This is a genomic window from Pseudomonas sp. B1-22 (genome assembly GCF_050474425.1).
GTDB lineage: Bacteria > Pseudomonadota > Gammaproteobacteria > Pseudomonadales > Pseudomonadaceae > Pseudomonas.
The window spans coordinates 26,038-48,213 of record NZ_JBCHVH010000002.1 but is presented as its reverse complement, the minus strand read 5'-3'; the positions used below and the strand labels follow the sequence as shown (position 1 = coordinate 48,213).

Genomic DNA, 22,176 nt, shown 5'->3' with positions numbered 1-22,176 from the left:
CCTCGTTCTCCTTCACAAATTCGACGGGTCGCGCACCTGCGGCCCGGGGGATGAGCCGCCACCATCGCCACCGCGCAGGGTGTGCGCGACGGTGGTGGCCGCATGGGTGAGCTGCTGCTTGCGTTGCAGGCGTCTAGCCCAATCGGGTTGCTTGGCGGGAGATGTCGCTGGTCCGGCCGTAGTTTCCGTACCGCCAACCGCCGCGCCTGCGCTCCCAGCTCCCGGTGCCATGCCAGCGGCCGCCGGCTTGGCAGCGCCCATGGCCAGGCGCGCCGCGCCGGGCGCCATGCGGGCGCCGGCCAACACGGCGCCGCCGACTCCCGTGGCCACAGCGGCTGCGCCGGCAGCCATGCCCGCAACACCGAGGGCCGTACCGGCAGCTGCACCGGCCCCCAGTTGCGGGGCGCCGGAGACCAAGCCGGTGGCGATGCCCGGGCCGAAGATGCCCAGTCCTAGCAATGCCAGCGCGGCAAGCATGACCACCAGGGCATGGTCGATGGAGGGCTCGTCCGGCACGGCCTGGAACTCGGCAAATAGCCCGGTGCCGATACCGACGATCACTGCCAGCACGAGCACCTTGATGCCGGAAGCGACCACGTTGCCCAGCACTTTCTCGGCGAGGAAGGCGGTCTTGTTCCACAGGGCAAAGGGCACCAGGACGAAGCCGGCGAGGGTGGTCAGCTTGAATTCGATCAGGGTGACGAACAGCTGAATGGCCAGGAAGAAGAAACTGATCACCACCACCAGCCAGGCAACGAACAGCACCAGAATGCTGTGGAGGTTGCTGAAGACTTCGGGGAACCCGCTCATGCGGCTGATGTGTTCCAGCAAGGGGCTCCCCGCAACAATGCCGATGGAGGCCAGCCGTCCTGGCTGCAGGAACTCGCCCTGGCTCAGCGCGGAACCCGAGGCCAGCAACCCCAGCCCGGCGAAGGAGCGGAAGACGATCTCGGCCAGCGTATTGAAGTTGCCGATGATGAAGGCGAAGGCGCCGACGTAGAGAGTCTTCTTGACCAGCCTGGCGGTGACGTCCTCACCGCCCATGGCCCAGAGCAGCCCGGCAAGGGTCATGTCGATGGCCACTAGGGTCAGGGTGAGAAAGGCCACCTCGCCACCGAGCAAGCCGAAGCCCGAGTCGATGTAGAGCGAGAACACCGCGAGGAAACGATCGATCACGCCAACGTCGTTCATCGCATGTCCTCGTCGAAGCTCGGCGGAATGGCGGGCAGGCTCTCGGGGGTGAGGAATTCGCCGGGGCGAGCGCCACTCGAGTAAAAGCGTTCTTGCAGGGATAGCTCTGACCGGGTCCCCTTACCGTCATCGTCCTGGCCACAGGCAGCCAGCGCGAGCAATAGGGGCAGCACCACGAAAGCTTTCATCGCAGTGCCCTCACTGCCGGTAGAACTGCACGGGGTAGGGCGTGTAGGGCGTGCCACTGCCCATGAAGCGTCGCCGCAACTCACGGGCCTCCTCGGCTGCCGCCGTCTGGCGCGCAAGCTCCAGGGCGACGGCGCGGTTCTGGGTGATCTGCAGCTGCTGGGCCTGGATCGACTGCTTGGCCTGCAGGGCCAGCAGCTGGTTGGTGGCCTGGGCCGCCTGCAGCGCGCCGCCGGCCAACTGGCTCTGCTGCACCAGGTCGGCCAGCACGCTCTCGTCCTGGGCCAGGTTCTGTGTCACCTGGGCTTGCACGCGCAGGGCGGTGTGCAGACCGTCCAGCCCTTGCTGCGAGCGCTCGCGAGATTCTTGCGCCATACGTTCGCCGCTGACACTGCCCGTGTATTCAGCCGGATACAGGCGGGCAAACTCCTGGTCCAGGCGCTGGACGTTGTATGCCAGCCCCCGGGCCTCGGCCAGCAAACGCTCGGTGGTGGCGAGGTTCATGCGCAGCCGATTGACCACGTTGTAGTCCAAGGGGGCCAGGTGTCGGGCCTGGTTCAGCAACATCTGGGTTTCGTTCTGCAGTTGGCTGACCTGGTTGTTCACCACCTCCAGGGTGCGCACCGCGGTCAGGGTGTTCTGCGCCAGGTTGGTAGGGTCGATCACGGTGAGGGCGCTGGCCGGCTGGAATGCCAGCAGGCCCCCCGCCAGCAGGGTGGCGAATGGAGAAAGAAAGGTGCGGGAACTCATGGCAAGCACTCCTTGCTGTGCGAGGGGTAAGAGGCAATCAGGTCGGCGGCCCAGTCCAGGCCACGGTGGCGTAGCCAGGTGGCGGCGAACTCCGCTGTCCCGGACTCCTGCAGGATCCGGCTGAGCTCGCGTTGCTCGGCGGGGCTGGCGGAGGCGGCAAAGGCCAGCGCCACCGGTCCCAGGTCGAGGTCGAACAGCCGGTTGCCGAGGCGTGACTGATAGTAGTAATCGCGCTTGGGGGTGGCCTGGGCGATGATCTCGATCTGTCGGTCGTTCAACCCGAAGCCCTGGTAGATGCCGCGGATTTGCGGTTCGCTGGCCTGTGGGTTGGGCAGGAAGAGGCGGCTTGCGCAGCTCTCGATGATCGCTGCGGCAATGCTGGAATCCTTGATGTCGGCTAACGACTGAGTGGCGAAGATCACCGAGACGTTCTTCTTGCGCAGCGTCTTGAGCCACTGGCGGATGCGTGCGGCGAACAGCGGGTCGTCGAGAAACAGCCAGGCCTCGTCGAGGATCAGCAGGGTGGGGGCGCCGTCGAAGCGTTCCTCGAAGCGGGCGAACAGGTAGCTCAGCACGGCCGCTACCGCTGCCTTGCTGTGCATCAGCTCTTCCATCTCGAAGCACTGCACGTCGGCCGTGCCCAGGCGGTCCCGATCGGCGTCCAGCAATTGGCCATGAGCGCCGCCCAGCACATAGGGTTGCAGCGCTTGGCGCAGGGCATTGTCCTGCAGCAGCACGGACAGCCCAGTCAGTGTGCGCTGTGCCTCGGGAGCGCCGGCCAGGCTGTCCAGCGCGGTCCACAGCGCGGCCTTCTGCTCCGGGCCGACCGCGACCCCCTCCTGCAGCAGGCGCGCCTCCAGCCATTCGGCGGCCCAGGCGCGGTAACCGGCCTGGTCGATGCGCGCCAAGGGTTGGAAGGCCAGGTCGCAATCACCGCCCAGGTCGTAATGCTCGCCGCCCAGGCCCAACACCGTCGCGCGCAGCGAACGCCCCATGTCGAAAAGGAACAGGCGCGAACCTCGATAACGACGGAACTGCAAGGCCAGGGTCGCCAGCAGCACCGACTTGCCCATCCCGGTGGGGCCGGCCACCAGGGTGTGGCCAACGTCGCCGACGTGGGTGACCAGGCGGAACGGTGTTGCCCCGTCGGTGCGGGTGACCATCAGCGGCGGGCCATCCAGATGCTCGTTGCGCGCGGGGCCTGCCCAGACCGCCGACACCGGCATCAGGTGGGCCAGGTTGAGGGTGGAGATCAGCGGCTGCCGCACATTGGCGTAGGCGTTGCCGGGGATGGACGACAGCCAGGCCTCCACCGCGTTGAGGCTCTCGGCAATGGCGATGAAGCCGCGTCCCTGGATCACCCGCTCGACCAGGCGCAGTTTCTCCTCGGCGACCAAGGCGTCGTGGTCACTCACCGTCACGGTGGCCGTCACATAGCCGAAGGCGACCTGGTCGGCGCCCAGTTCCTGCAAGGCGGCATCGGCGTCGCTGGCCTTGTTCGCCGCATCGCTGTCGAGCAATGGGCTTTCCTGCTGGAAGATGGCTTCGCGCAGCAGTGCCAGGACCCCCTTGCGCTTGGCGAACCACTGCCGACGCAGGCGTACCAGTTCCTTCTCGGCCTCGTCCTTGTGCAAGCAGATGAAGCGGGTCGACCAGCGATAGGCGATGCCCAGGCGGTTGAGGTCATCCAGTAGGCCGGGCCAGGTCGAGGTGGGAAAGCCGCGCACCGAGAGCACGCGCAAGTGCTGCTCGCCCAACCGCGGCGCCAGGCCGGTGGTCAGCGGGCTGTCGGCCAGCAGGGCATCGAGATGAAAGGGCACGTCGGGCACGGCCACCCGCTGGCGGTGCGTCGATACCGTGGTGTGCAGGTAGGTGAGCGTTTGGCTGTCGTCGAGCCAGGCGAGCTCCGGCATCACCCCGTCCAGCAGGTCGAAGAAGCGATCGCTCTCGGCGATGAAGGCGGCCAGCCGTTCGCGCCAGTCGATGCCGCGCTGCGTCCGGTGCTCGTAGAGCAGGCCGGCCGCGTGCGAGCGCGACTCCTCCGGCGGCAGGTAGAGCAGCGTCAGGTGGTAGGCACTCTCGAAGTGGCTGCTCTGCGCCGCGAAGGCGGCACGGCGCTCCTCGTCGACCAACCAGGACAGTGGCTCGGGAAAGCTGCCGTCGGGGTAGTCGGCGGTGACCACGCGTTCGGCCTCGATGAACAGCGCCCAGCCTGAGCCCAAGCGGCGCAAGGCGTTGTTCATGCGTGCCGACGTGGCCACCAGTTCGCCCTGGGTGGCGCTATCTAGGTCCGGCCCCCGAAAGCGCAAGGTGCGCTGGAACGAACCGTCCTTGTTCAGCACTACACCCGGGGCAACGAAACCAGCCCAGGGCAGCCAGTCGGCGAGCTGGGCGGGGCGACGCTGGTATTCGGTGAGGTTCAGCATGGCGACGCTCCTCACACGTCCAGCAGCGGGCGTTGCTTGATATGCCGGGCGAAGACCTGCAGGAACTGCGGATCCAGGCGGGCGCCCCACACCGCCAGTGTGTGGCCGACCAGCCAGAGCACCAGGCCCGGGATCCACAACTGCAGGCCCAAACCGACCACCGCCGCCAGGGTGCCATTGAGGATGGCCACGTTGCGCGGCGCGCCGCCGAGCAGGATTGGGTCGGCCAGCGAACGGTGCAGTGGCACCTCGAAGCCGGGGATGAAATCGTGCTCACCGTTCATGCGACCACCGCCCCGCCAGCGAAGCTGAAGAAGCTGAGGAAGAACGACGACGCAGCAAAGGCGATGGACAGGCCGAAGACGATCTGGATCAGTTTGCGGAAGCCACCGCTGGTGTCGCCGAAGGCCAGCGTCAGGCCAGTGGTGATGATGATGATCACCGCGACGATGCGCGCCACCGGGCCCTGCACCGATTCGAGGATCGATTGCAGCGGCCCTTCCCAGGGCATGCCGGAGCCGGCGGCAAGCGCTGGCAGAGACGCACCCAGGCAGATGGCACTCAACATCAATGTGCTGGCGATGTGCCGACGATAAACAGCGGAAGCATGAAGGAGAGTCATGGTTGATTTCCTGAGACGGAAGACGAGGAAAGGAAGGTGTCGATGGAGGCGAGCTGATAGCCGCGGTCGTCGTGGCCGATGACGCGAGCGATCTGCTGGACATGGCGAGCCTGGCCACGCCCGGCGAGGAACACCACCAGGTTGACCGCCTCGGCGATCAGCGCCCGTGGCGCGGCCAGGGCGACCTCCAGGATCAGTTGCTCCAGGCGCAGGAGGGCGCCTTGGGCGGAGCCGGCATGGAGGGTGGCAATGCCGCCCGGGTGACCGGTACCCCAGGCCTTGACCAGGTCCAGCGCCTCGCCGCCCCGTACCTCGCCAACCACCACCCGATCGGGGCGCAGGCGGAGGGTGGCGCGCACCAGGTCAGCCATGGACACCACACCAGGCTTGGTACGCAGGGCAACGTGATCGAGGGCAGGGCACTGCAACTCGACCGTGTCCTCGAGCACCAGCACGCGGTCACCCGTGTCGGCCACTTCGGCAAGCAGGGCGTTGGCCAGGGTGGTCTTGCCGGTGCTGGTGCCGCCGGCCACCAGGATGTTCTGCCGCTCACGTACCGCGACGCGCAGATACTCGGCCTGAGCAGCGCTGAGGATGCCTTCAGCCACGAACTGTTTGAGGGGAATGACGCCGGCGGCTCGCTTGCGCAGTGCAAAGGTCGGCCCGGCGGCCACCGGTGGCAGTACGCCCTCGAATCGCTCGCCGGACTCCGGCAATTCAGCGCTGAGCAGAGGCTTGCCGCGGTGTACTTCGGCACCAATATGTGCGGCAATCAGGCGGATAATCCGCTCGCCGTCGGCGGCGGGCAGCGTGCCCAGGCGGGATCGGCCGCCGGTGAGACGGTCAAGCCAGAGAGTTCCGTCCGGATTGAGCATGACCTCCACCACATCCGGATCATCAAGGGCGGTGGCGATTAGCGGCCCCATCGCTGTGCGCAGCATGCGCGTGCGGCGATCCAGCGACACTGCACCCGCGCCTGACACTGAGGAAGCAAGGGTGTTCATGGGCTATCTCCCATGGCCGAACCCTCTGGGATTTCCATACACTGGGCGTCTGGCTGGATCTCTTCGTGCACGTCATTGACCAGGCTGCGCCCGCGCTGCAGGTGGCGGCCGAGTTGCTCGATGAACTGGGCAAAGCGCAGCTTGCCCTGCGCGCGCGCTGCTTCCTGGTGCGCCTCGGGCACCGGCGTGCTGACCGTCAGGTAGTAGCGCACGTAGAGGGCGACGGTCTCGATCAGGATGTTCTGGTCGCGCTCCAGCCGCTCGAACTGGCGTGACAACCGGTCCAGGCGTTTGGCGATGGCTGCCTCTCGCTGGTCGCCGGAATCCGGCGACAGCCACGAAGCCAGTGCCGCGGCGATGATCGATGACTTTGACACCCCTTTCTTGATCGCCAGCTCGTTCAGGCGCTTGGCGTGCTCGGGTTGGATGAACAGGTTCAGGCGGGCTCGGCTCATAGGGCAATTCCATCGTCAGGGTCGAGGGTGGCCAGTCGCGCTGCGCGTTGCAGGCGCGGATCAGGCTGGTTTGGGAAGGGGGCAGGGGTGTCGTCCTCGTCGAGGAGCAGCAGGTCGCTGGACAGTTCGTCGAAGTCAGGCAACTGGGCGATTTCCGCCAGCTCGGGCTGGCGCCGAGGCCCACCGTCCTCGAGGGATTTGCCGTCGGCCAATCCAGTCGGCGGAACACCAAGGGCCGTGGGCACGGCCAGATCGCTCCAATCGTCCGCCCGTGCGGCGGGCGCGTCGGCATAACGCCCAGGTTGCAGTTGCGGTGCGGGCAGTATCCGGCGCCGGAAGTTGGTGTCGGCGAAATAGCGCAGCTTTTTCGCCCGGATCGGTGCATGGCCGGAGAGCATCACCACCGACTCGTCGGTGGGCAGTTGCATCACCTCGCCCGGCGTCAGCAGTGGTCGGGCCGTCTCCTGGCGCGACACCATCAGGTGCCCCAGCCAGGGCGCCAGGCGATGGCCGGCATAGTTGCGTTGCGCGCGCAGCTCGGTGGCGGTGCCCAAGGTCTCGGAGATGCGCTTGGCAGTGCGCTCGTCGTTGGTGGCGAAGGTTACCCGCACATGGCAGTTGTCGAGGATCGAGTGATTCTGGCCGTAGGCCTTGTCGATCTGATTGAGCGACTGCGAGATCAGGAAGGTGCGCAGCCCGTAGCCAGCCATGAACGCCAGGGCCGATTCGAAGAAATCCAGCCGCCCCAACGCAGGAAACTCGTCGAGCATCAGCAGCAACTTGTGCCGACGCTCGATGCCGTCGGCGCCATCGAGCGACTCGGTCAGACGCCGGCCGATCTGGTTGAGGATCAGGCGGATCAGGGGCTTGGTGCGGCTGATATCCGAGGGTGGTACGACCAGGTACAGCGATACCGGATGTTCGGCCGAAATGAGGTCGGCGATACGCCAGTCGCAGCGCGAAGTCACCTCGGCCACCGTGGGATCCCGGTACAGGCCCAGGAAGGACATGGCCGTGGACAGCACCCCGGAACGCTCGTTCTCGCTCTTGTTGAGCACCTCGCGAGCGGCCGAGGCCACTACCGGATGGGGCGAGTCGCCCAGATGGGGCGTGCTCATCATCCGGTGCAGGGTCAGCTCGAGCGTGCAAGCCGGGTCCGAGAGGAAGTTGGCGACGCCGCGCAGGGTCTTGTCCTGGCCGGCATACAGCACGTGCAGGATGGCGCCGACCAGCAGCGCATGGCTGGTCTTCTCCCAGTGATTGCGCCGCTCCAGTGCACCCTCCGGGTCGACCAGGATATCGGCGATGTTCTGTACATCGCGCACCTCGTGGGTGCCGCGGCGCACCTCCAGCAGCGGGTTGTAGGCTGCGGAGGCCGAGTCGGTGGGGTTGAACAGTAGGCAGTGAGAGAAGCGCGAGCGCCAGCCGGCGGTCAGGCTCCAGTTCTCTCCCTTTATGTCATGGATGACTGCCGAGGCCGGCCAAGAGAGTAGGGTGGGCACCACCAGACCGACGCCCTTGCCCGAACGCGTGGGGGCGAAGGCCAGCACGTGCTCGGGGCCTTCGTGGCGCAGGTACTGCTCCTCGAACAGGCCGAGGAACACACCGGCCGACCGGGTCAGACCGGCCTGGCGCACCTCATCCGCATCGGCCCAGCGTGCCGAGCCGTAGGTGGTGACCTGCCGAGCCTGGCGTGCGCGCCAGATGGCCATGCCGATGGCCACCACCAACGCCAGCAGGCTGCTGCACGCAGCGATGCTGCCACCGACGTTGAAGACCTCCGGCGCGTAGGCATCAAAAAAGAACCACCATTCAAATAGACGCCATGGGTGATAAATCGGCGTGCCCAGCCATTCGAACCAGGGTGCCCCCAGACGTGACTGGTATCCTAGTGCTGCAGCCGTCCACTGCGTGGCGCCCCACACTCCCGAAAGGGTAATGGCCAGCACCACCAGTACCTGACCGTACAGCACCGTCGTCGCTTGCATCCCTGAACCCAACCTCTCCGGTACAACACTCGGCACGCAGATGTGCCGCGGGTGAGAGACTCGGTAGTAACGGGGAAGGGGTCAAAGACCGTTTCGGAGATGATCCAGAGCGGGTAGGAAATAGTTCTGGCTCAGGAACTGAGGAGGAGGAAGCAACGGATCAGGGCGTAGTGCGGGGGATGTTCGGCATGACAGGCAACTTAGGTCAACGCGGAGATCGACCCAATGCGGTCGGTGGAGAAGTTTTGGAGCTGGGGACGATTCAACGGACGCACTCGGCGGAAGGTTTCTGTAGCCAGACTTGCCAGATTGCACAGGCCTTTCACATTCGAGCACTCTCATCACTCTGACGCGCCATCTCACCACGCGACCTGCCCCACCACATACCTGCACCGACTTTTCGTACAGAACCTTGCAGAGCAGCCCTCCAGCCCGCTTTGGAGGGCTGAGCTAGGCTAGATTGCGCGAGCTGAGAACTCGTCCATCCAGGCTATTACCTTACCAATGTCCTCAGCGATTTCGTCGGGCACCGGAAGCATCGACGCGAGTTCGTCCGGCTGGGAATGCTCGAACCTGGAGTACTTAGTCATCATCTCGTCGATCAATGCGCAGTCCTCAAGCTTGATCTTCGCCAGCGACCTGATCTGCCTCGTCTGGACAGAGCGTCGAAAACGTTCCATCAAACCATCTAGCATCACCCTTTCGATCGAACGCTCGACGAGAATTCGGAAATCGCCGCAAAGAGATTTCACCGCCGAATCGTAGTCTGTTGCATTACCCTGGTCGGCGAGCTTTCGAATCTGTGGCAGTTTCTGATCACGCAGCACAGCGAAGCCGCTTTTCGGTTTCTTGTGGCGAACGTCCAGCTCGTCCACGCTTCCAGTTGAAGCTCCTAGGCGGCGGAGCGTGAGAACTGAAATGCTTGTGGTTGTTGCGCCAGCTGCGGCTATCCTTTTCTCGGCTTCGACTGCATCTTCGAGTAACGCGATGAGGGAAAGCCGGTGGGTGAAAACGATGACCTGACGAGTTTTCGCCAGAGCGAGCAGACGCTCGACGACGCGTTCCTCGAATTCCTGATCCAACGACGACACGGGGTCGTCAAAAATGAACGGAGTAGGAAGACCGGATCCACTTATATCAGCAAGAAACGCAGCCAGAGCAACGACGCGGCTCTCCCCTTCGCTCAGCACTGCCTTTGCGTCGGCGGCTATGGTTGCGCCTTTGATAGACAGCTTGAAGCTGATCTTACCCTTCCCTTCCTTGACAGGTACTGGCTCGACCTTGAGACGGCCACCGCCAAGCGCCTTCAACTCTGCTAGGAATCTCTCCTGGTACCCCGCAGCTAGTTCGTCATTGGCGATCTCGTTCTTCTTCAGTGTTATGGAATTGGTCCTCGTGAGAGCTTCTGCCTTCTCGATAGCGCGCACAGAACCCAGACGGGTGATTTCAGCCGTCGCCGCTTCCTTCTGAACCGAAAGCCAATGACGGGCTTTCAATTCCTTCAGGGTGCGCTCCAGTTCTTGTTTTTTGCCTTCCTTTCGCAGATCAGCAAGCGCCAAGGATTCCTTCTCTAGGGAGACCGTTTTCCGGGAAAAAGCTGCATCGATACCAGAGAGATCAACGACAGGAAGCTCCTCTAAGCTGACCGCGCTCGGTAGAGCTTTAAGCAAGGCCTCAACCATCTCGTATGCTGTGGATGAGTTCTCCGCGCTGACCTTCAGAAATTCCATGTTGTGGTCCCATACCTTCCGCTCGAAATGCTTCGGCAGCAGGCCCACCGCATCGTTGTAGGCTCTCTCTGCGGTACTCGCCGCCGCTTCCAGCCCGCCTTTCACGAATGTTTCGAACGTGGTCAAGCGCTCGCGAGCCTCATCGTCCAGCGGTTGGTGGCAAAGAACACAGAGATCGCCTTCACTGACAGCAGGGAAGGGTTTGTCTGGATATGCTGTCTCTTCCGAGTACTTTCGCGCCTGCTCCCAAAGGAGCCGCCATGACGCATTTCCAATTCCTTCGAGAGCAGATTCTGCAAATACCTTTCCAGCGTCCTCGGACGCCGCTTTCCGTTTCATCATGGCGTCGCCACGCAAGCTGATAATGTGCGCGACTTTCTCCGACGACAGTGCTGTTCGAATCGGATCGAACGACGATTTAAACAGTTCAAGTGTTCGCTGGTCGGCCTTCAGCTGCTGTTCCCGTTGCGTGGGATCGATCTGCTTCAAGGCAGCTTCTGTGGTGTGTCTTGCCTCTTCGTCGCCTGAGCTCCACGCCGCCGCCTCGTCAAGCGCGATGGCCGTAGTATTGGCCTTGAGGTTGGTAGCAAAAGCGGCTGCAGCAGTGCCCGTGTGTTCGAGCGGCACTGCGGGAAAATTCTTCGGCAGTGCTGCCTTTCGTGCGGCGAGTTCCTTCGCTACCGCGTCAGCCACAGTGAGGAGCGCAGAAAGGAAACGCATCCGACGCGGTTCGTACGAGGCTTCGCTGTTTGATCCAACGTAGGCATCAGCAGCGTCAGAGTCGAAAACATGAACGGTGCGGAGAGAAGGAACGGCCCCGGTGCTTTCCGACCAGGGAAAATTCTTCGTACCTTCTACCGTTGTCACCGATATTTCGCAGGACGGGGCGGCGGCGCCTCCAGTGAACACGTTCGGAAGAATTTCGGCTTTGTTCTTCGCGCCACAAGCCTGTTTGAGCAGCTTGGCGTATCCCGACTTTCCAGTGCCGTTCATCCCGAATACAGACACCAAATTACCTTCGCCGAAATCTAGGCAGGCGTTGTTTTGGATGGCGTTAACGCCAATCACCTTGTCTAGCTTTCGGATCCGAAACGATGTTTGTGTCACCGCTTCGGGAAATAAGTCCGCCGGGGGCTTTTCGAAGGCAGCCTTCAGCCCACCTGCTTCGGCCTGGCAGAGATCGGCAAGCTCTTTAAGCTTCTCTGCGTCTGGAAGCTTTCTAGTGGCCGCCAGCATCGCCGCTGCAGTTTGTAGCCACTTCGGACGTTCCGACAGCCACTGCCCAAATCCGTCATTAGCAATTACGCCAGATGCCGCTTTTTCCATGTCGATCCCCTATGACCAAACGACGCCTGCAGTATATGCAGACGGTAGGTGCATTTCGCCACTACATTGCGTTTCGGGAAATGATGAAATGGCTTGGCAAGCGGAGAGCCGCGTCCTCGGGCTCGTCTCGGGGAGCTTTGGTCGTCCTTTACCTGATGCGTGCACTTACATTCTTCTCAGAGCCTCAGTCGGTCTGAATAGGGGTGGCCCCCGTTTGTGGCTGGCGCCGGAGGATGAATCTAAAACCCTTTGACAGGATAAGGAGTGTAGGGCGTGCCCTGGCCCATAAAGCGTTTTCGCTCCGCCTCGGTCACGGCATGGCATTGAGCGTTACCCAGCTTGTCCCAGTCGTCTCTGCACTGACGTTGCAACTCCTTCAGCCTCTCAGGCTTTTCAGCAAGCGCTTCGGCAGACTCGAATGGCATTGGCTTTTCGCATCCGCTCAACAGCAGTGCAATCAGTAGCAACGACATCTTGTTCATCAAGCGATCTCCTTTCGGTAGGTTTGGTTGGATAGCAATGCCTGCCCGTCTGCCGGGCTCAGTCGCTCGATGAACCTGGCCAGTGGCTCGGCCGGTTCGCCCTCACGTCGCACCAGATAGGTGGTCAACATCGTTGGGCAGCCAGCCAAGGGCCGGGCGACGACATCCGGATTGTTGAGTTCGGTAATGCGCGCCAGGCTGGAGAAACCCAACCCGTATCCCGCAGCTACTAGCGCCATCATGAGATCCAGAGTGGGTACGCGTTCGGCGATGGTCAGTCGTGTATCCACGGTGCCCAACACCTGCTGCAACTGTTGCCAGAAACCTTCACAGACCTGGGGGTCGCAGAGCACCAAGGGATAGCGGACCACTTCGTCGAGCGGCACGTGGCGATAGGTCAGCAGTGGATGGCGGGCGGGTACCGCCACTACCAGAGGGTCGAACCAGATCGGTTCGGCCACCATCGCCTCGCCGACCTGTGGGGATTGAGCCAAGCCGATGTCGAACAGGTCATTGTTAAGCCCTCTGACCTGTTCGGTGAAGGTGACTTCCGAAAGACAGATTTCGACTTCCGGTTCTTCTTCTCGACATTGGGCGAGGAGGGCAGCCAGGCGTGACTGCGGGATACCATCGGATAGCGCCACGCGAATGCGCCCGCGGTATCCAGCCGCGGCGCTCTTGACGCTGGCCTTGGCTTGGTCGACGACCGCGAGCACGCGGCGGGCTTCTTCCAGCATCACCTTACCGGCCCAGGTCAGGCGCGTGCGTCGCGTCGTGCGCTCGAACAACTGGACACCCAGGCGGTACTCCAGTTCCTTGATGATCCTAGAGAGGGGCGATTGTTCGATGTGCAGACGCGCGGCCGCACGCGCAAAGTGCAGTTCCTCTGCCACGGCGATGAAACAGCGAAGGTGGCGCAGTTCCACGGCTCTTCCTTTCTTGGGGGATTCAGTTGTAGGGCTCGGCCTGCACGTCGCAGGTCCAGTTCCGCGAGCGACGCAAGTTGACGATCTGCAGCAGGGCGCCCAAGGCAGCCACGCCGCCCGCGCAGGCGGCCAGGGTCCAGGTGGGCATCTGCAACAGCAGCACGAAGCCACCCGCCGCGGCGCCAATGGCGCTGCCCAGGTAGAGCGCCGACTCGTTCAGCGCGATGGCCAGGTTGCCGTCACCCTGGGTCTGGCGCGCCAGGATCAGTTCATTGTTCTGCGGTACCTGCAACGCCCAGCCGACGGCGCCCCACAGGGCGATGGGCAGCATCACCAGCCAGGTGCCGAGGGCAGCGGACAGCGGCAGCACGAACAGCGAAACGGCGAGGATCAGCATGATGGCGAAGGTCAGGACCGGCCCCTTGATGCGGTCCACCAGCGGGCCGACCAGGAAGCTGCCCAGCACCCCGCCGATGCCCCAGACCCAGAGGTAGGGGGTGACCGAGCGCACCGCGCCATAGGCCGGATCAGCCAGCAGCGGGGCGATGAAGGTGTACATGCCGAGGCTGGCGATGGCGGCGAGCAGGGAGACCAGCAGGATGACCAGCACATGGCCGTCGCCGAGGATGGCCAGCTTCTGGCCCAGTGTGGTGGCGGTGGCCGCCGGCAGTGCCGGGAGCTTCAGCAGCAGGCCGAAGAAGGCCACTAGGCCGAGCAGGGTGACCAGCCACAGGGCCGCCTGCCAACCCATCTGCTCGGCGACCAGCAGGCTGAGCGGCACGCCCAGCACCACGCCGCTGGCCATGCCACCCATGATGATCGCGATGGCCTTGCCGCGGCGCTCCGGGGTGGACACGGCGGCCGAGGCGCCGATGCCCATGGCCAGGTAGACCCCGGCGCCGATGCCGGCAACGGCGCGCCAGATCATCAGTGTGGTGAAGTCCTTGGCCAGCGCACTGGCGGCGTTAGCGATGACGAACAGACCCAAGGCCAGCAGCAGCCCAGTGCGCTGGCGATGTGCCGGGGTCAGGGCGACGAAGAGCGGCGAGCCCAGGCCGTAGGCCAGGGTGAAGGCGGTCACCAGTTGGGCGGCCACCGCGACGGATACCGCGAACGAGGCCTCGATCATCGGGATCAGCCCGGCGGTGACATAGGAGGCCATGCCGAGGGCGAAGGCCCCCAGCGCTATGAGGTAGACGGGGGATTGGTTGGATGTGTGCATGCTAAGGCTCGCTTGCGCTCCAGCGGAGCGCGTTCAGGGGACGACAGAAGGATGCGGCCCCGCACCGGGGCCACATCCGGTTGGGGACTAGAGTTCGAGGCTGACGTCGTACTCGTTCAGCCAGGTGTTGAGACCGACCGCCAGCTCCATGCCCATGCGCTCGTACATGGGTGAAACGCTGCCGATTGGCTTGGCCAGGGTTTGCTGGATACGGCCGCTGTCGAGCAGTGGCGTTACCGGCGCGTTGCGATCCGCCTGGATGGCACTCAGGGCGTCACGCAGCGCTTGCTCGTAGGCCGGGTCCTGGGTCGAGGGGTAGGGGCTCTTGACCCGCTCACTGATCGACGCCGGCAGTAGGTCGCGGGTCGCCGCGCGCAGGATGCTTTTCTCCCGTCCGTCGAACGCCTTCATCGCCCAGGGGATGTTGAAGGCGTACTCCACCAGGCGGTGGTCGCAGAACGGCACCCGCACCTCGAGGCCGGCGGCCATGCTCATGCGGTCCTTGCGATCCAGCAGGGTCTGCACGAAGCGCGTCAGGTTGACGTAGCTCATCTGCCGCATGCGCCGGTCCTGCGCGCTTTCGCCCGGCAGCACCGGCGCCTCGGCGATGGCCTGGGCGTAGCTGTCGCGCAGGAAGCTGTGCATGTCCAACTGGGCCAACAGACCCGGGTCGAACAGGGTCTTGCCGTCGAAGTACTTGCCGGTGACCGAGGCCAGCCAGGGGAAGGTGTCGGCCTGGATCGCCTCCGGGTCGTGGAACCAGCGGTAGCCACCGAACACCTCGTCCGCGCTCTCCCCGGAAAGTGCCACCGTCGACTGCTTGCGCACCTCCTGGAACAGGCGGTAGAGCGACGGCCACATGTCGCCCCAGAATGCCGGCGGCAAGTCGAGGGCGCGCACGATCTGCGCGCGCAGCGCCGGGTCGGCCAGCTCACGACTGTCGAGGACGATTTCTTGATGGCTGGAGCGGATCTTCTCCACCAGGTCGCGGACGAAGGGTGCATCCGGCGTGCCGCGAACGGCATCACCGGTGAACCCAGCACCGTGATCGACGAAGTCGACGGAGAAGGAGCGGATGTTCTCCTTGCCAGCGGCCAGCAGCTTCTTAGACGCTAGGGCGGTGATGATCGAGGAATCGAGTCCACCGGAGAGCAGGCTGCACAGCGGCACGTCCGCAACGATCTGGCGGTCGACGATGTCCTCCAGCAGATCACGGGTATGGCGGATGGTCTCGTCCAGCGAGTGACTATGCTCGCGGGCCTCCAGCTTCCAGTGGTGACGGCGACCCAGGCCCTGTCGGTTAATCCGTACGATCTCGCCCGGCATCACCTCGCGCATGCCGGCGAACACGGCATGTCCTGGCGTCTTCACCATTTCCAAGATCTCGCGCAAGCCATCGGCGTGCACCTTGCGTGGTACCAGGGGATTGGCCAGCAGCGCCTTGGGCTCCGAGCCAAAAATCACCCCGTCCGCAGTGGGGAAGTAGTAGAGCGGCTTGACGCCCATGCGGTCGCGGATCAGCAGCAGCTCCTGCGAGCGCAGGTCCCAGATTGCGAAGGCGTACATGCCGTTGAGCCGCTCGACGAAGGCCTCGCCCCATTCCACATACGCGCGCAGTACCACCTCGGTGTCGCTGCGGGTCTCGAACTGGTGCCCGCGCCGCTGCAGTTCGGTACGCAGCTCGCGGAAGTTGTAGACCTCGCCGCTGTAGGTAATGGCGGCGACCTCACGCAGGCCACCGTGCATGGCCGTCATCGGTTGGCGACCGCCTTCCAGGTCGATGATCGACAACCGGCGATGGCCCAGACCGACCGGCCCGTCGATCCACAACCCACCTGCGTCCGGCCCACGCAGGGCCATGGTGTCGGTCATGCGCTGCAGGGTGTCGCGTTGTGCTTCCATGTTCCGGCTGTAGGACAGCCATCCAGCGATTCCACACATAATCTTCTCCTTGTGAATGGGTTATCCGAGGCTTTCCAGATCGCTGTCCTCGGCCAGCAGCAAGCGTGTCTCTCCATGGACGTAGCGCGCCGGTGGTGGGGTTTGGGCGTGGGTGTCGAGCTCGTTGAGCAGGCGCTGCAGGGACATGGCCGTATCGAGACCAGCGAAGGCTTGGCGCGGCGGTTCCTTGAGCGCTACTGCGCGTACCACCTGCAGGCACAGCCGCGAAAGCTTGTGCAGGGTTTCCAGTCCAGGTATGTCGGGAGTGGTAGTGAACGAGTGCAGCAGTTCCTCGGCACCGTTGGCTCCGCGCGTCCAGATGCGTAACTGGTCGTGATCCCAACAGGGCGTATCGAACACCAGGCGTGCATGGATCAGTCGGGCGTCGCGGTCAACGAAGCTGTAGTCCACCGTGCGCTGGCGGACGATGTTGACGAAGCAGCTGTAGCCAGTGACCGGTGCATCACCCAGGCTGGCGGTGAGCTGCACGGTGTCGAGGACCTCTTCTCCGGAGATTGAGAAGTCCGAGCGCACGCCGAGTACGCCATGCAGCCTGAGTGCTCCCGGACGCGGGCATATCCAGCCGATCAGGTCCAGAGCGTGGATCACCTCGCTGGTCACACCGCAGGTGGGGCGATAGTCGTTGATGCGATCCTTGCCCCAGTGAAAGTGGGCGCGCACCAGTTGCCAGTCGTGCCGCTCGACCCAGTCACGCAATTGCCGGGTGGCGTCCGAGTAGCGTTCCACCAGGTCCAGGGCGAAGCCACTGACGTGCTCCAGCGCGGCAGAGAGCTCGGTCAGATCATCCCGCGGGGTGACCAGGGGCTTCTCGCAGATCACGAAACCCCGGTAGCCGGCCAACTGCTTGAGCACCGGCGCATGGCTGTGGTCGTTGACGCTGACCACGACGATGTCCGGCGCGAACTCCTCGAGCGCTCGGCAGACGCTGTCGAAGTAGGGCAGTTCGGTAGGCTTCTGCCTGCGTCCGACATAGGCCAGCATTAGCGGCATACCGGTGCTGGTGGCGATGTGCTCGAAGGCGCGACGGTAACGATTGCCGGCGTAGCCCAGGCCGATGATCAGGATCTTCATGCCGAGGCCTCCTGACGGAACATCAGGCGCTCGTCGCTGGCGGCGAAGCCCAGGGCCTGGTACAGCGTCCCGGCGGCGTCCGTGCTTTGAAGGACCACGGACCTGACGCCGCGGTTGGCGAACCAGCGCAGCAGATGCTGCATCAACTGCCGGGCAATACCCCGATGGCGCCACTGTGGCTCCACCACCACCGACTGCACCCAGCCAGACAAGCCGTTGAGGCAGCCGGGGGACGGGGCACGCTGGTCGATGATGGCGGTCGCGCAGCCCAGCACCTGGCCGGACTCCTTGTGCTCGGCGGCGACGATCTGCACGCAGTCGCTCTCGCCCAGGCGGCTGCCCAGCCAACTGCGGTAGGCCGCCCGCCACTGCGCGGCATCCTCCGGGTTTTTGCTGGAGTAGCTGGCCGAGGTGCCGTCCAGCAGGTGGGCGCGCAGTTCGATCAGACTTGCCAGGTCGGCCAGCGTTGCCGGGCGCACGGTGAGGAAGGACTGATCCATCTCAGGCCACCTCCGCGCTGAATGCCTGGGAGGCGAGCGGAATCGAGAAATGCTCGAAGGTCTCGCGCAGCGATACGGCTAGGTGTTCGATCTGCGCGTCGCTATGGTTCGGGGTGGCGTTGACCCGGAAGCGTTCGGTACCCACCGGCACCGACGGGTAGTTGATCGGTTGCAGGTACACACCGTGGGTGTGCAGCAGGCGTTCGGCCGCGGCCTTGCAGCGTTTTGCCTCGCCCACCAGTACCGGCAGCACGTGGGTCTGGGAACAGGGCATCACGGGCACGTCATGGTGCTTGAGGCGCTCGCGCAGCTTCGCCGTCTGCGCATGTAAACGGTCACGCTCAGCGCTGTTGGCCTTGAGGTGCTCGACGCTGGCCAGGCAGCCGGCGGTGACTGCTGGGGGCAGGGACGTGGTGAAAATGAAACCGGTGGCAAAGGAGCGTACCGCGTCGACGATCACCTGGCTCGAGGCGATGTAGCCGCCGATCACGCCGATGGCCTTGGCCATGGTGCCCTGGATGATGTCCACCTGGTCGGCCAGCCCGAGTTCGGCGGCAATGCCTGCGCCGCGTGGGCCATACATGCCCACGGCATGCACCTCGTCGAGGTAGGTGAGGGCGTTGTAGCGCTTGGCAACCTCGACGATCTTGGCGATCGGGGCGATGTCGCCGTCCATCGAGTAGACTGACTCGAACACTACGATCTTCGGCTGCCCCAGCGGGTAGCCAGCGAGGATCTGCTCTAGATGCTCGACATCGTTGTGACGAAAGATCTGCCGCGCGTTCGGCGTCGAACGGATGCCGTTGACGATGGAGGCATGGTTCAGTTCATCGCTGATCACGACGCAGTCGGGGAGGCGCCGCAGCAGGCACTGGATGGTCGCATCGTTGGAGCCGAAGCCAGTGGGGAACACCAGCGCGGCTTCCTTGCCGTGCCAGTCGGCCAAGCTAGCCTCCAGACGGGCATACACTTCGTGCGAGCCGCCGATGTTGCGTGAGCCGCCGGAGCCGGCGCCGTAAGTCTCCAGTGCCTCGTGCATCCGCTCCCGGACGACCGGGTGCTGCGACATCCCGAGGTAGTCGTTGCTGCACCAGACGACCACAGGTTCCTGGTCGCGGCCTTCCAGTTTGGCCAGTGGGTACTGACCGCAGATGCGGCTGAGAGTGGTGAAGGTGCGGTACTGGTTGGAGGACTTCAATGTCTCCAGTTGTTCACGAAGAAGTGCTTGGTACATCCCTTTATCTCCTTAGCAAGTTGATGACACGTCGATGTGTGCTTCCTCATCAAGCAAGAGCCCTGGCGCGCGCGTTTGCGGCAAGGGCGGGGTATTCTTGTCGGGATTTATAGGGGTTACAATTTGACTGTTTATACTGTTACAGGAGGTAATTGGATGAGCGCGCCCCGAACACTGGAACGTACCCGGGTAGAGTTGGCCGAATTCCTGCGTAGTCGCCGCGAGCGCATCTCGCCGGAAGAGGTGGGGCTACCCGCCGGCAGCCGAAGGCGCACGCCCGGGTTGCGCCGCGAGGAGGTGGCCGCGTTGGCGGGAGTGGGTTTGTCCTGGTACACCTGGCTCGAACAAGGGCGGGACATCAGCGTGTCCTCCAGCTTCCTCGACAACCTTTCCCGGGCCCTCAAGCTGGATGCCACCGAGCGTCGTCATCTGTTCCTGCTGGCTCACCAGCGTTTGCCGGCGGAGCCGGGGCGGACCTGGTGCGTGGTGCCGCCGCTGATCCATCGGCTGATGGCGGATATCCCGACGCGCCCGGCCTATGTGCTCAATTTGCGCTGGGACGTGCTGGCCTGGAATCCCGCGGCGGACCGGGTTTTCGGTTTCTCCGCGCTACCGGCTGACCGCCGCAACCTGCTGTGGATGCTGTTCACCAGCCCGGCCATGCAGGCGCTGTTCAACCCGTGGGAAGAGCAGGCGCTGCAGATCCTCTCCAGTTTCCGTCGCGACTTCGTGCGAGCTACCCAGGATCCAGAAATCGCTGCACTGGTTAAGGACCTGGCAAAGGTTTCGCCCGACTTCCGGGACTGGTGGCAACAGCAGGACATCCATGGCCCGTGCCAGGGCATTCGCAACCTGTGCATCGAGCCGATTGGCCAGATGGTGTTCGAGCACACTACGCTGACCATCGACGAGGATCGTCACCTCCGGCTGGTCTACTACGCGGCCAAGGAGGGGCGGCGGGAGAGCCGAGCCTTCGAGCAGTGGCTGCAGCAAGAGCCAGCGCAGGTGTAGGTGTGGGGTGGTCAGCCAATCGCCGGTCCGCGCTGGCGTCCCAGATGCCAGGACACGCTGTTTCCCTGGACCACGGCTGAGAGGCTCTGTCCAAGCCTAGGCTCGATCACTGGCTTCCAGGGCACCAGGCTGAAGCCCATACCATCATCGAGCAAGGCGAAGCGCCCGCTGGCCAGCTGCACGCTGCGCTGGTAGACCCCGCTGACCCGTTCGCCATCAACTGAGGGGCGGTAGTGCAGTCCGGTCTGCGCTGCGATCTCGCGCGCCGTCGCCGATAGCTCTCGTTCACGCAAAGTAGACAGCAGGTTTCGCGCGAGTACGACACGCTGCCCCTGGCGTTCGGCCAGACCCTGTTCCATCAGGAAGTCCGCACGCTGCTTGAGCGCCTCGCGCACCTCCAGGCCGAAGCCCTTATCCGCCAGCCCTCGATTGCCTGCGATCAACTGCTGATCCAGCCAAGTCGCACCGATGGCACGGACCTGGCGTTCCACCGACAACGGCGTGCGCAGTTCGACAGCGACATCACCAAGCCGACGGGTATCATGCTGCTGGCCTCGTTCCGGTAGGTCAGTGGGCACACGCCAGATGCCCTCGGCTAACCGCTCCACGATACCGGCCCGACGAAGGGTTTCCAGGCGCCGCACATGGCGTTCAACCAGAGCATCGGGATCGTGTCCTTCCGGAGCCTGTGACCTGGTCTGCGCCAGATGATGGCCGGTGCGATACAGGCCATTTACAGCCTGCGAGGCAATGGTGCGATCGACGGCTCGAGGCTCGTTCATGGATCGCGTCTCCACCAAGGCGCCGATTGAGTAATCGGCCAGCTCCGTCCGGGCCGGCAGGGCCAGGTAGTGAGCTTTGCCATCGAGTCCATCCACCACCAGGTAGCCGCGGTCGTGCAATTCATCCGCCAGCCCTTTGGCTACTACCCGGCCGACCACAGCAGGGCCATCGCCACCTGGCTCGAAGACCGCCAGGTCCCGGTGCGTGCGACCCATGGCGCGTTGCAGCGTGCGCACGATGTCGTCGCGCTCGCCCATGGCGCGCAAGGTCGCCTCCGTATCGTCGCGCATGATCCATTGCCCGGGCCGATCTTCACGGGCCAGGCCTAGCCGTTGAAGGTGCTGCAGGCGACCGATCAACAACTGCCGGCGCGGATGGTGGGCAAGGGCCTCCAGATGTAGTACACCGGCCTGTCGCTCGTGCAGCAGAGTGCGATCCAGGCTGGTCCAGCGTTCCTGTTGCACCTCGCGCTGCAGGCTGCGCTGGATCTCCAGTTCAGTGCGCGGGCCGAGCCACTCGGTGGCCAGTTCTGCAGCGCGATTACGCATGCCTTCGGCGATGTAGTCGCGGGCAATGATCAGGTCCTTGCCGGTGTCGTCCTTGCCGCGCAGAACGATGTGGGTGTGCGGGTTGTCCGTGTTCCAATGATCGACTGCCACCCAGTCGAGAGAGGTACCCAGATCAGCCTCCATCCGGCTCATCAGGTGTCGGGTGTAAGTCCGCAGGTCATCGAGCTGCTCGGCATCCTCGGGCGAGACGATGAAGCGGAACTGGTGTCGGTCTTCCCGGCCGCGCGCCTCGAAGGCTTCCACGTCGGCCTGGTTGGTCAGCGGCCCGTAGGCTTTACCGGGATCGCCCTCGCGGCTCACGCCGTCGCGTTCGATATAGCGCAGGTGGCTGATGGTCGATCGCTTGCCGGCCTGGCGCAGGTTTACCAGGCGAGTCTTGATCGTGACCCGGCGGGCGTTGGGCGACTGTTGTTGCCTACTGAAACGCGCGGCGGCATGGCCTCGACCGAGGCGGGCGCCGGGCTGCTGGCCTGCCTTCCCCGCCTTGCCGCTGCCAGCCTTGTTGGCCTGACGAAGTACCTGGTTGATGAAGGCCTGTCCGCGTTGCTTCGGTTTCCCGGGTTGCGGACGGAAGCGTTGCTCGTTGTCCTGATTGCGTTCCTTGCTCATCCTGAGGAATCTCCAAACCGATCGTAGTGGAGCGTGGTAGGCACGCGCCTGAGCCAGTGTTTTCGCGCCGAACACGTCAGGCCGGCACCTGATCGCACCTGCGCTGTGCCACATCCAACCCCCATGCAG

At 64.1% G+C, this 22,176-nt stretch carries 18 protein-coding genes; 1 reads left to right on the top strand and 17 read right to left on the bottom strand.

The window, feature by feature from the left end; all coding sequences use genetic code 11:
* Positions 1-12: 12 nt before the first annotated feature.
* From trbL to hemA, 16 genes are all read right to left on the bottom strand, one after another.
* Positions 13-1,191, bottom strand: a complete 1,179-nt coding sequence (gene trbL, locus ACQ5BL_RS06915; protein WP_430292936.1) for a P-type conjugative transfer protein TrbL — start codon at positions 1,189-1,191, stop codon at positions 13-15.
* 198 nt (positions 1,192-1,389) lie between these two features.
* Positions 1,390-2,127, bottom strand: coding sequence for a P-type conjugative transfer protein TrbJ (gene trbJ / locus ACQ5BL_RS06910; RefSeq protein WP_430292934.1), 738 nt, complete (start codon positions 2,125-2,127; stop codon positions 1,390-1,392).
* Positions 2,124-4,553 carry a conjugal transfer protein TrbE gene (gene trbE / locus ACQ5BL_RS06905; protein WP_430292933.1) on the bottom strand — a complete coding sequence of 810 codons (2,430 nt, stop codon included), beginning with the start codon at positions 4,551-4,553 and terminating at the stop codon, positions 2,124-2,126. Before trbE ends, trbJ begins: the two co-directional genes overlap by 4 nt.
* 11 nt (positions 4,554-4,564) lie before the next feature.
* Positions 4,565-4,837 carry a VirB3 family type IV secretion system protein gene (locus ACQ5BL_RS06900; RefSeq protein ID WP_430292931.1) on the bottom strand — a complete coding sequence of 91 codons (273 nt, stop codon included), beginning with the start codon at positions 4,835-4,837 and terminating at the stop codon, positions 4,565-4,567.
* Entirely contained in the window at positions 4,834-5,175 is a 342-nt protein-coding gene (locus ACQ5BL_RS06895) for a TrbC/VirB2 family protein (protein WP_430292930.1), read from the bottom strand. Before ACQ5BL_RS06895 ends, ACQ5BL_RS06900 begins: the two co-directional genes overlap by 4 nt.
* Positions 5,172-6,179 (bottom strand): P-type conjugative transfer ATPase TrbB, encoded by a 1,008-nt coding sequence (gene trbB, locus ACQ5BL_RS06890; protein WP_430292928.1) that lies wholly within the window; start codon positions 6,177-6,179, stop codon positions 5,172-5,174. The genes ACQ5BL_RS06895 and trbB overlap by 4 nt, the downstream gene beginning before the upstream one ends.
* Complete coding sequence (locus ACQ5BL_RS06885; RefSeq protein WP_430292926.1) at positions 6,176-6,634, bottom strand: CopG family transcriptional regulator; 459 nt, start codon at positions 6,632-6,634, stop codon at positions 6,176-6,178. Before ACQ5BL_RS06885 ends, trbB begins: the two co-directional genes overlap by 4 nt.
* Entirely contained in the window at positions 6,631-8,622 is a 1,992-nt protein-coding gene (locus ACQ5BL_RS06880) for a conjugal transfer protein TraG (RefSeq protein WP_430292925.1), read from the bottom strand. The genes ACQ5BL_RS06885 and ACQ5BL_RS06880 overlap by 4 nt, the downstream gene beginning before the upstream one ends.
* Before the next feature lie 455 nt (positions 8,623-9,077).
* Positions 9,078-11,678 (bottom strand): AAA family ATPase, encoded by a 2,601-nt coding sequence (locus ACQ5BL_RS06875; protein WP_430292923.1) that lies wholly within the window; start codon positions 11,676-11,678, stop codon positions 9,078-9,080.
* A 239-nt stretch (positions 11,679-11,917) separates the two neighbouring features.
* Positions 11,918-12,160 carry an EexN family lipoprotein gene (locus ACQ5BL_RS06870; RefSeq protein ID WP_430292922.1) on the bottom strand — a complete coding sequence of 81 codons (243 nt, stop codon included), beginning with the start codon at positions 12,158-12,160 and terminating at the stop codon, positions 11,918-11,920.
* Entirely contained in the window at positions 12,160-13,086 is a 927-nt protein-coding gene (locus ACQ5BL_RS06865) for a LysR family transcriptional regulator (RefSeq protein WP_430292920.1), read from the bottom strand. Before ACQ5BL_RS06865 ends, ACQ5BL_RS06870 begins: the two co-directional genes overlap by 1 nt.
* A gap of 22 nt (positions 13,087-13,108) precedes the next feature.
* Positions 13,109-14,308, bottom strand: a complete 1,200-nt coding sequence (locus ACQ5BL_RS06860) for an MFS transporter (RefSeq protein WP_430292918.1) — start codon at positions 14,306-14,308, stop codon at positions 13,109-13,111.
* Between the two features lie 87 nt (positions 14,309-14,395).
* Positions 14,396-16,249, bottom strand: coding sequence for an asparagine synthase (glutamine-hydrolyzing) (gene asnB, locus ACQ5BL_RS06855; protein WP_430292917.1), 1,854 nt, complete (start codon positions 16,247-16,249; stop codon positions 14,396-14,398).
* 21 nt (positions 16,250-16,270) lie between these two features.
* Positions 16,271-17,341, bottom strand: coding sequence for a Gfo/Idh/MocA family oxidoreductase (locus ACQ5BL_RS06850; protein ID WP_430292916.1), 1,071 nt, complete (start codon positions 17,339-17,341; stop codon positions 16,271-16,273).
* A complete protein-coding gene (locus ACQ5BL_RS06845) occupies positions 17,338-17,841 on the bottom strand; it encodes an N-acetyltransferase family protein (RefSeq protein WP_430292915.1) in 504 nt (167 codons plus the stop codon). Before ACQ5BL_RS06845 ends, ACQ5BL_RS06850 begins: the two co-directional genes overlap by 4 nt.
* Position 17,842: 1 nt before the next feature.
* The gene (hemA, locus tag ACQ5BL_RS06840) at positions 17,843-19,075 is read right to left on the bottom strand and encodes a 5-aminolevulinate synthase (RefSeq protein WP_430292914.1); all 1,233 of its coding nucleotides are present in this window, start codon (positions 19,073-19,075) and stop codon (positions 17,843-17,845) included.
* Positions 19,076-19,231: 156 nt separating this feature from the next.
* On the opposite strand from hemA, the gene ACQ5BL_RS06835 reads away from it, so the two are divergent.
* The gene (locus ACQ5BL_RS06835; RefSeq protein WP_430292912.1) at positions 19,232-20,086 is read left to right on the top strand and encodes a helix-turn-helix transcriptional regulator; all 855 of its coding nucleotides are present in this window, start codon (positions 19,232-19,234) and stop codon (positions 20,084-20,086) included.
* An 11-nt stretch (positions 20,087-20,097) separates the two neighbouring features.
* On the opposite strand, the gene ACQ5BL_RS06830 is transcribed toward ACQ5BL_RS06835, so the two are convergent.
* Positions 20,098-22,047: a DUF3363 domain-containing protein gene (locus tag ACQ5BL_RS06830; protein WP_430292911.1), complete on the bottom strand. Its 1,950-nt coding sequence runs from the start codon at positions 22,045-22,047 to the stop codon at positions 20,098-20,100.
* Between the last annotated feature and the right edge of the window lie 129 nt (positions 22,048-22,176).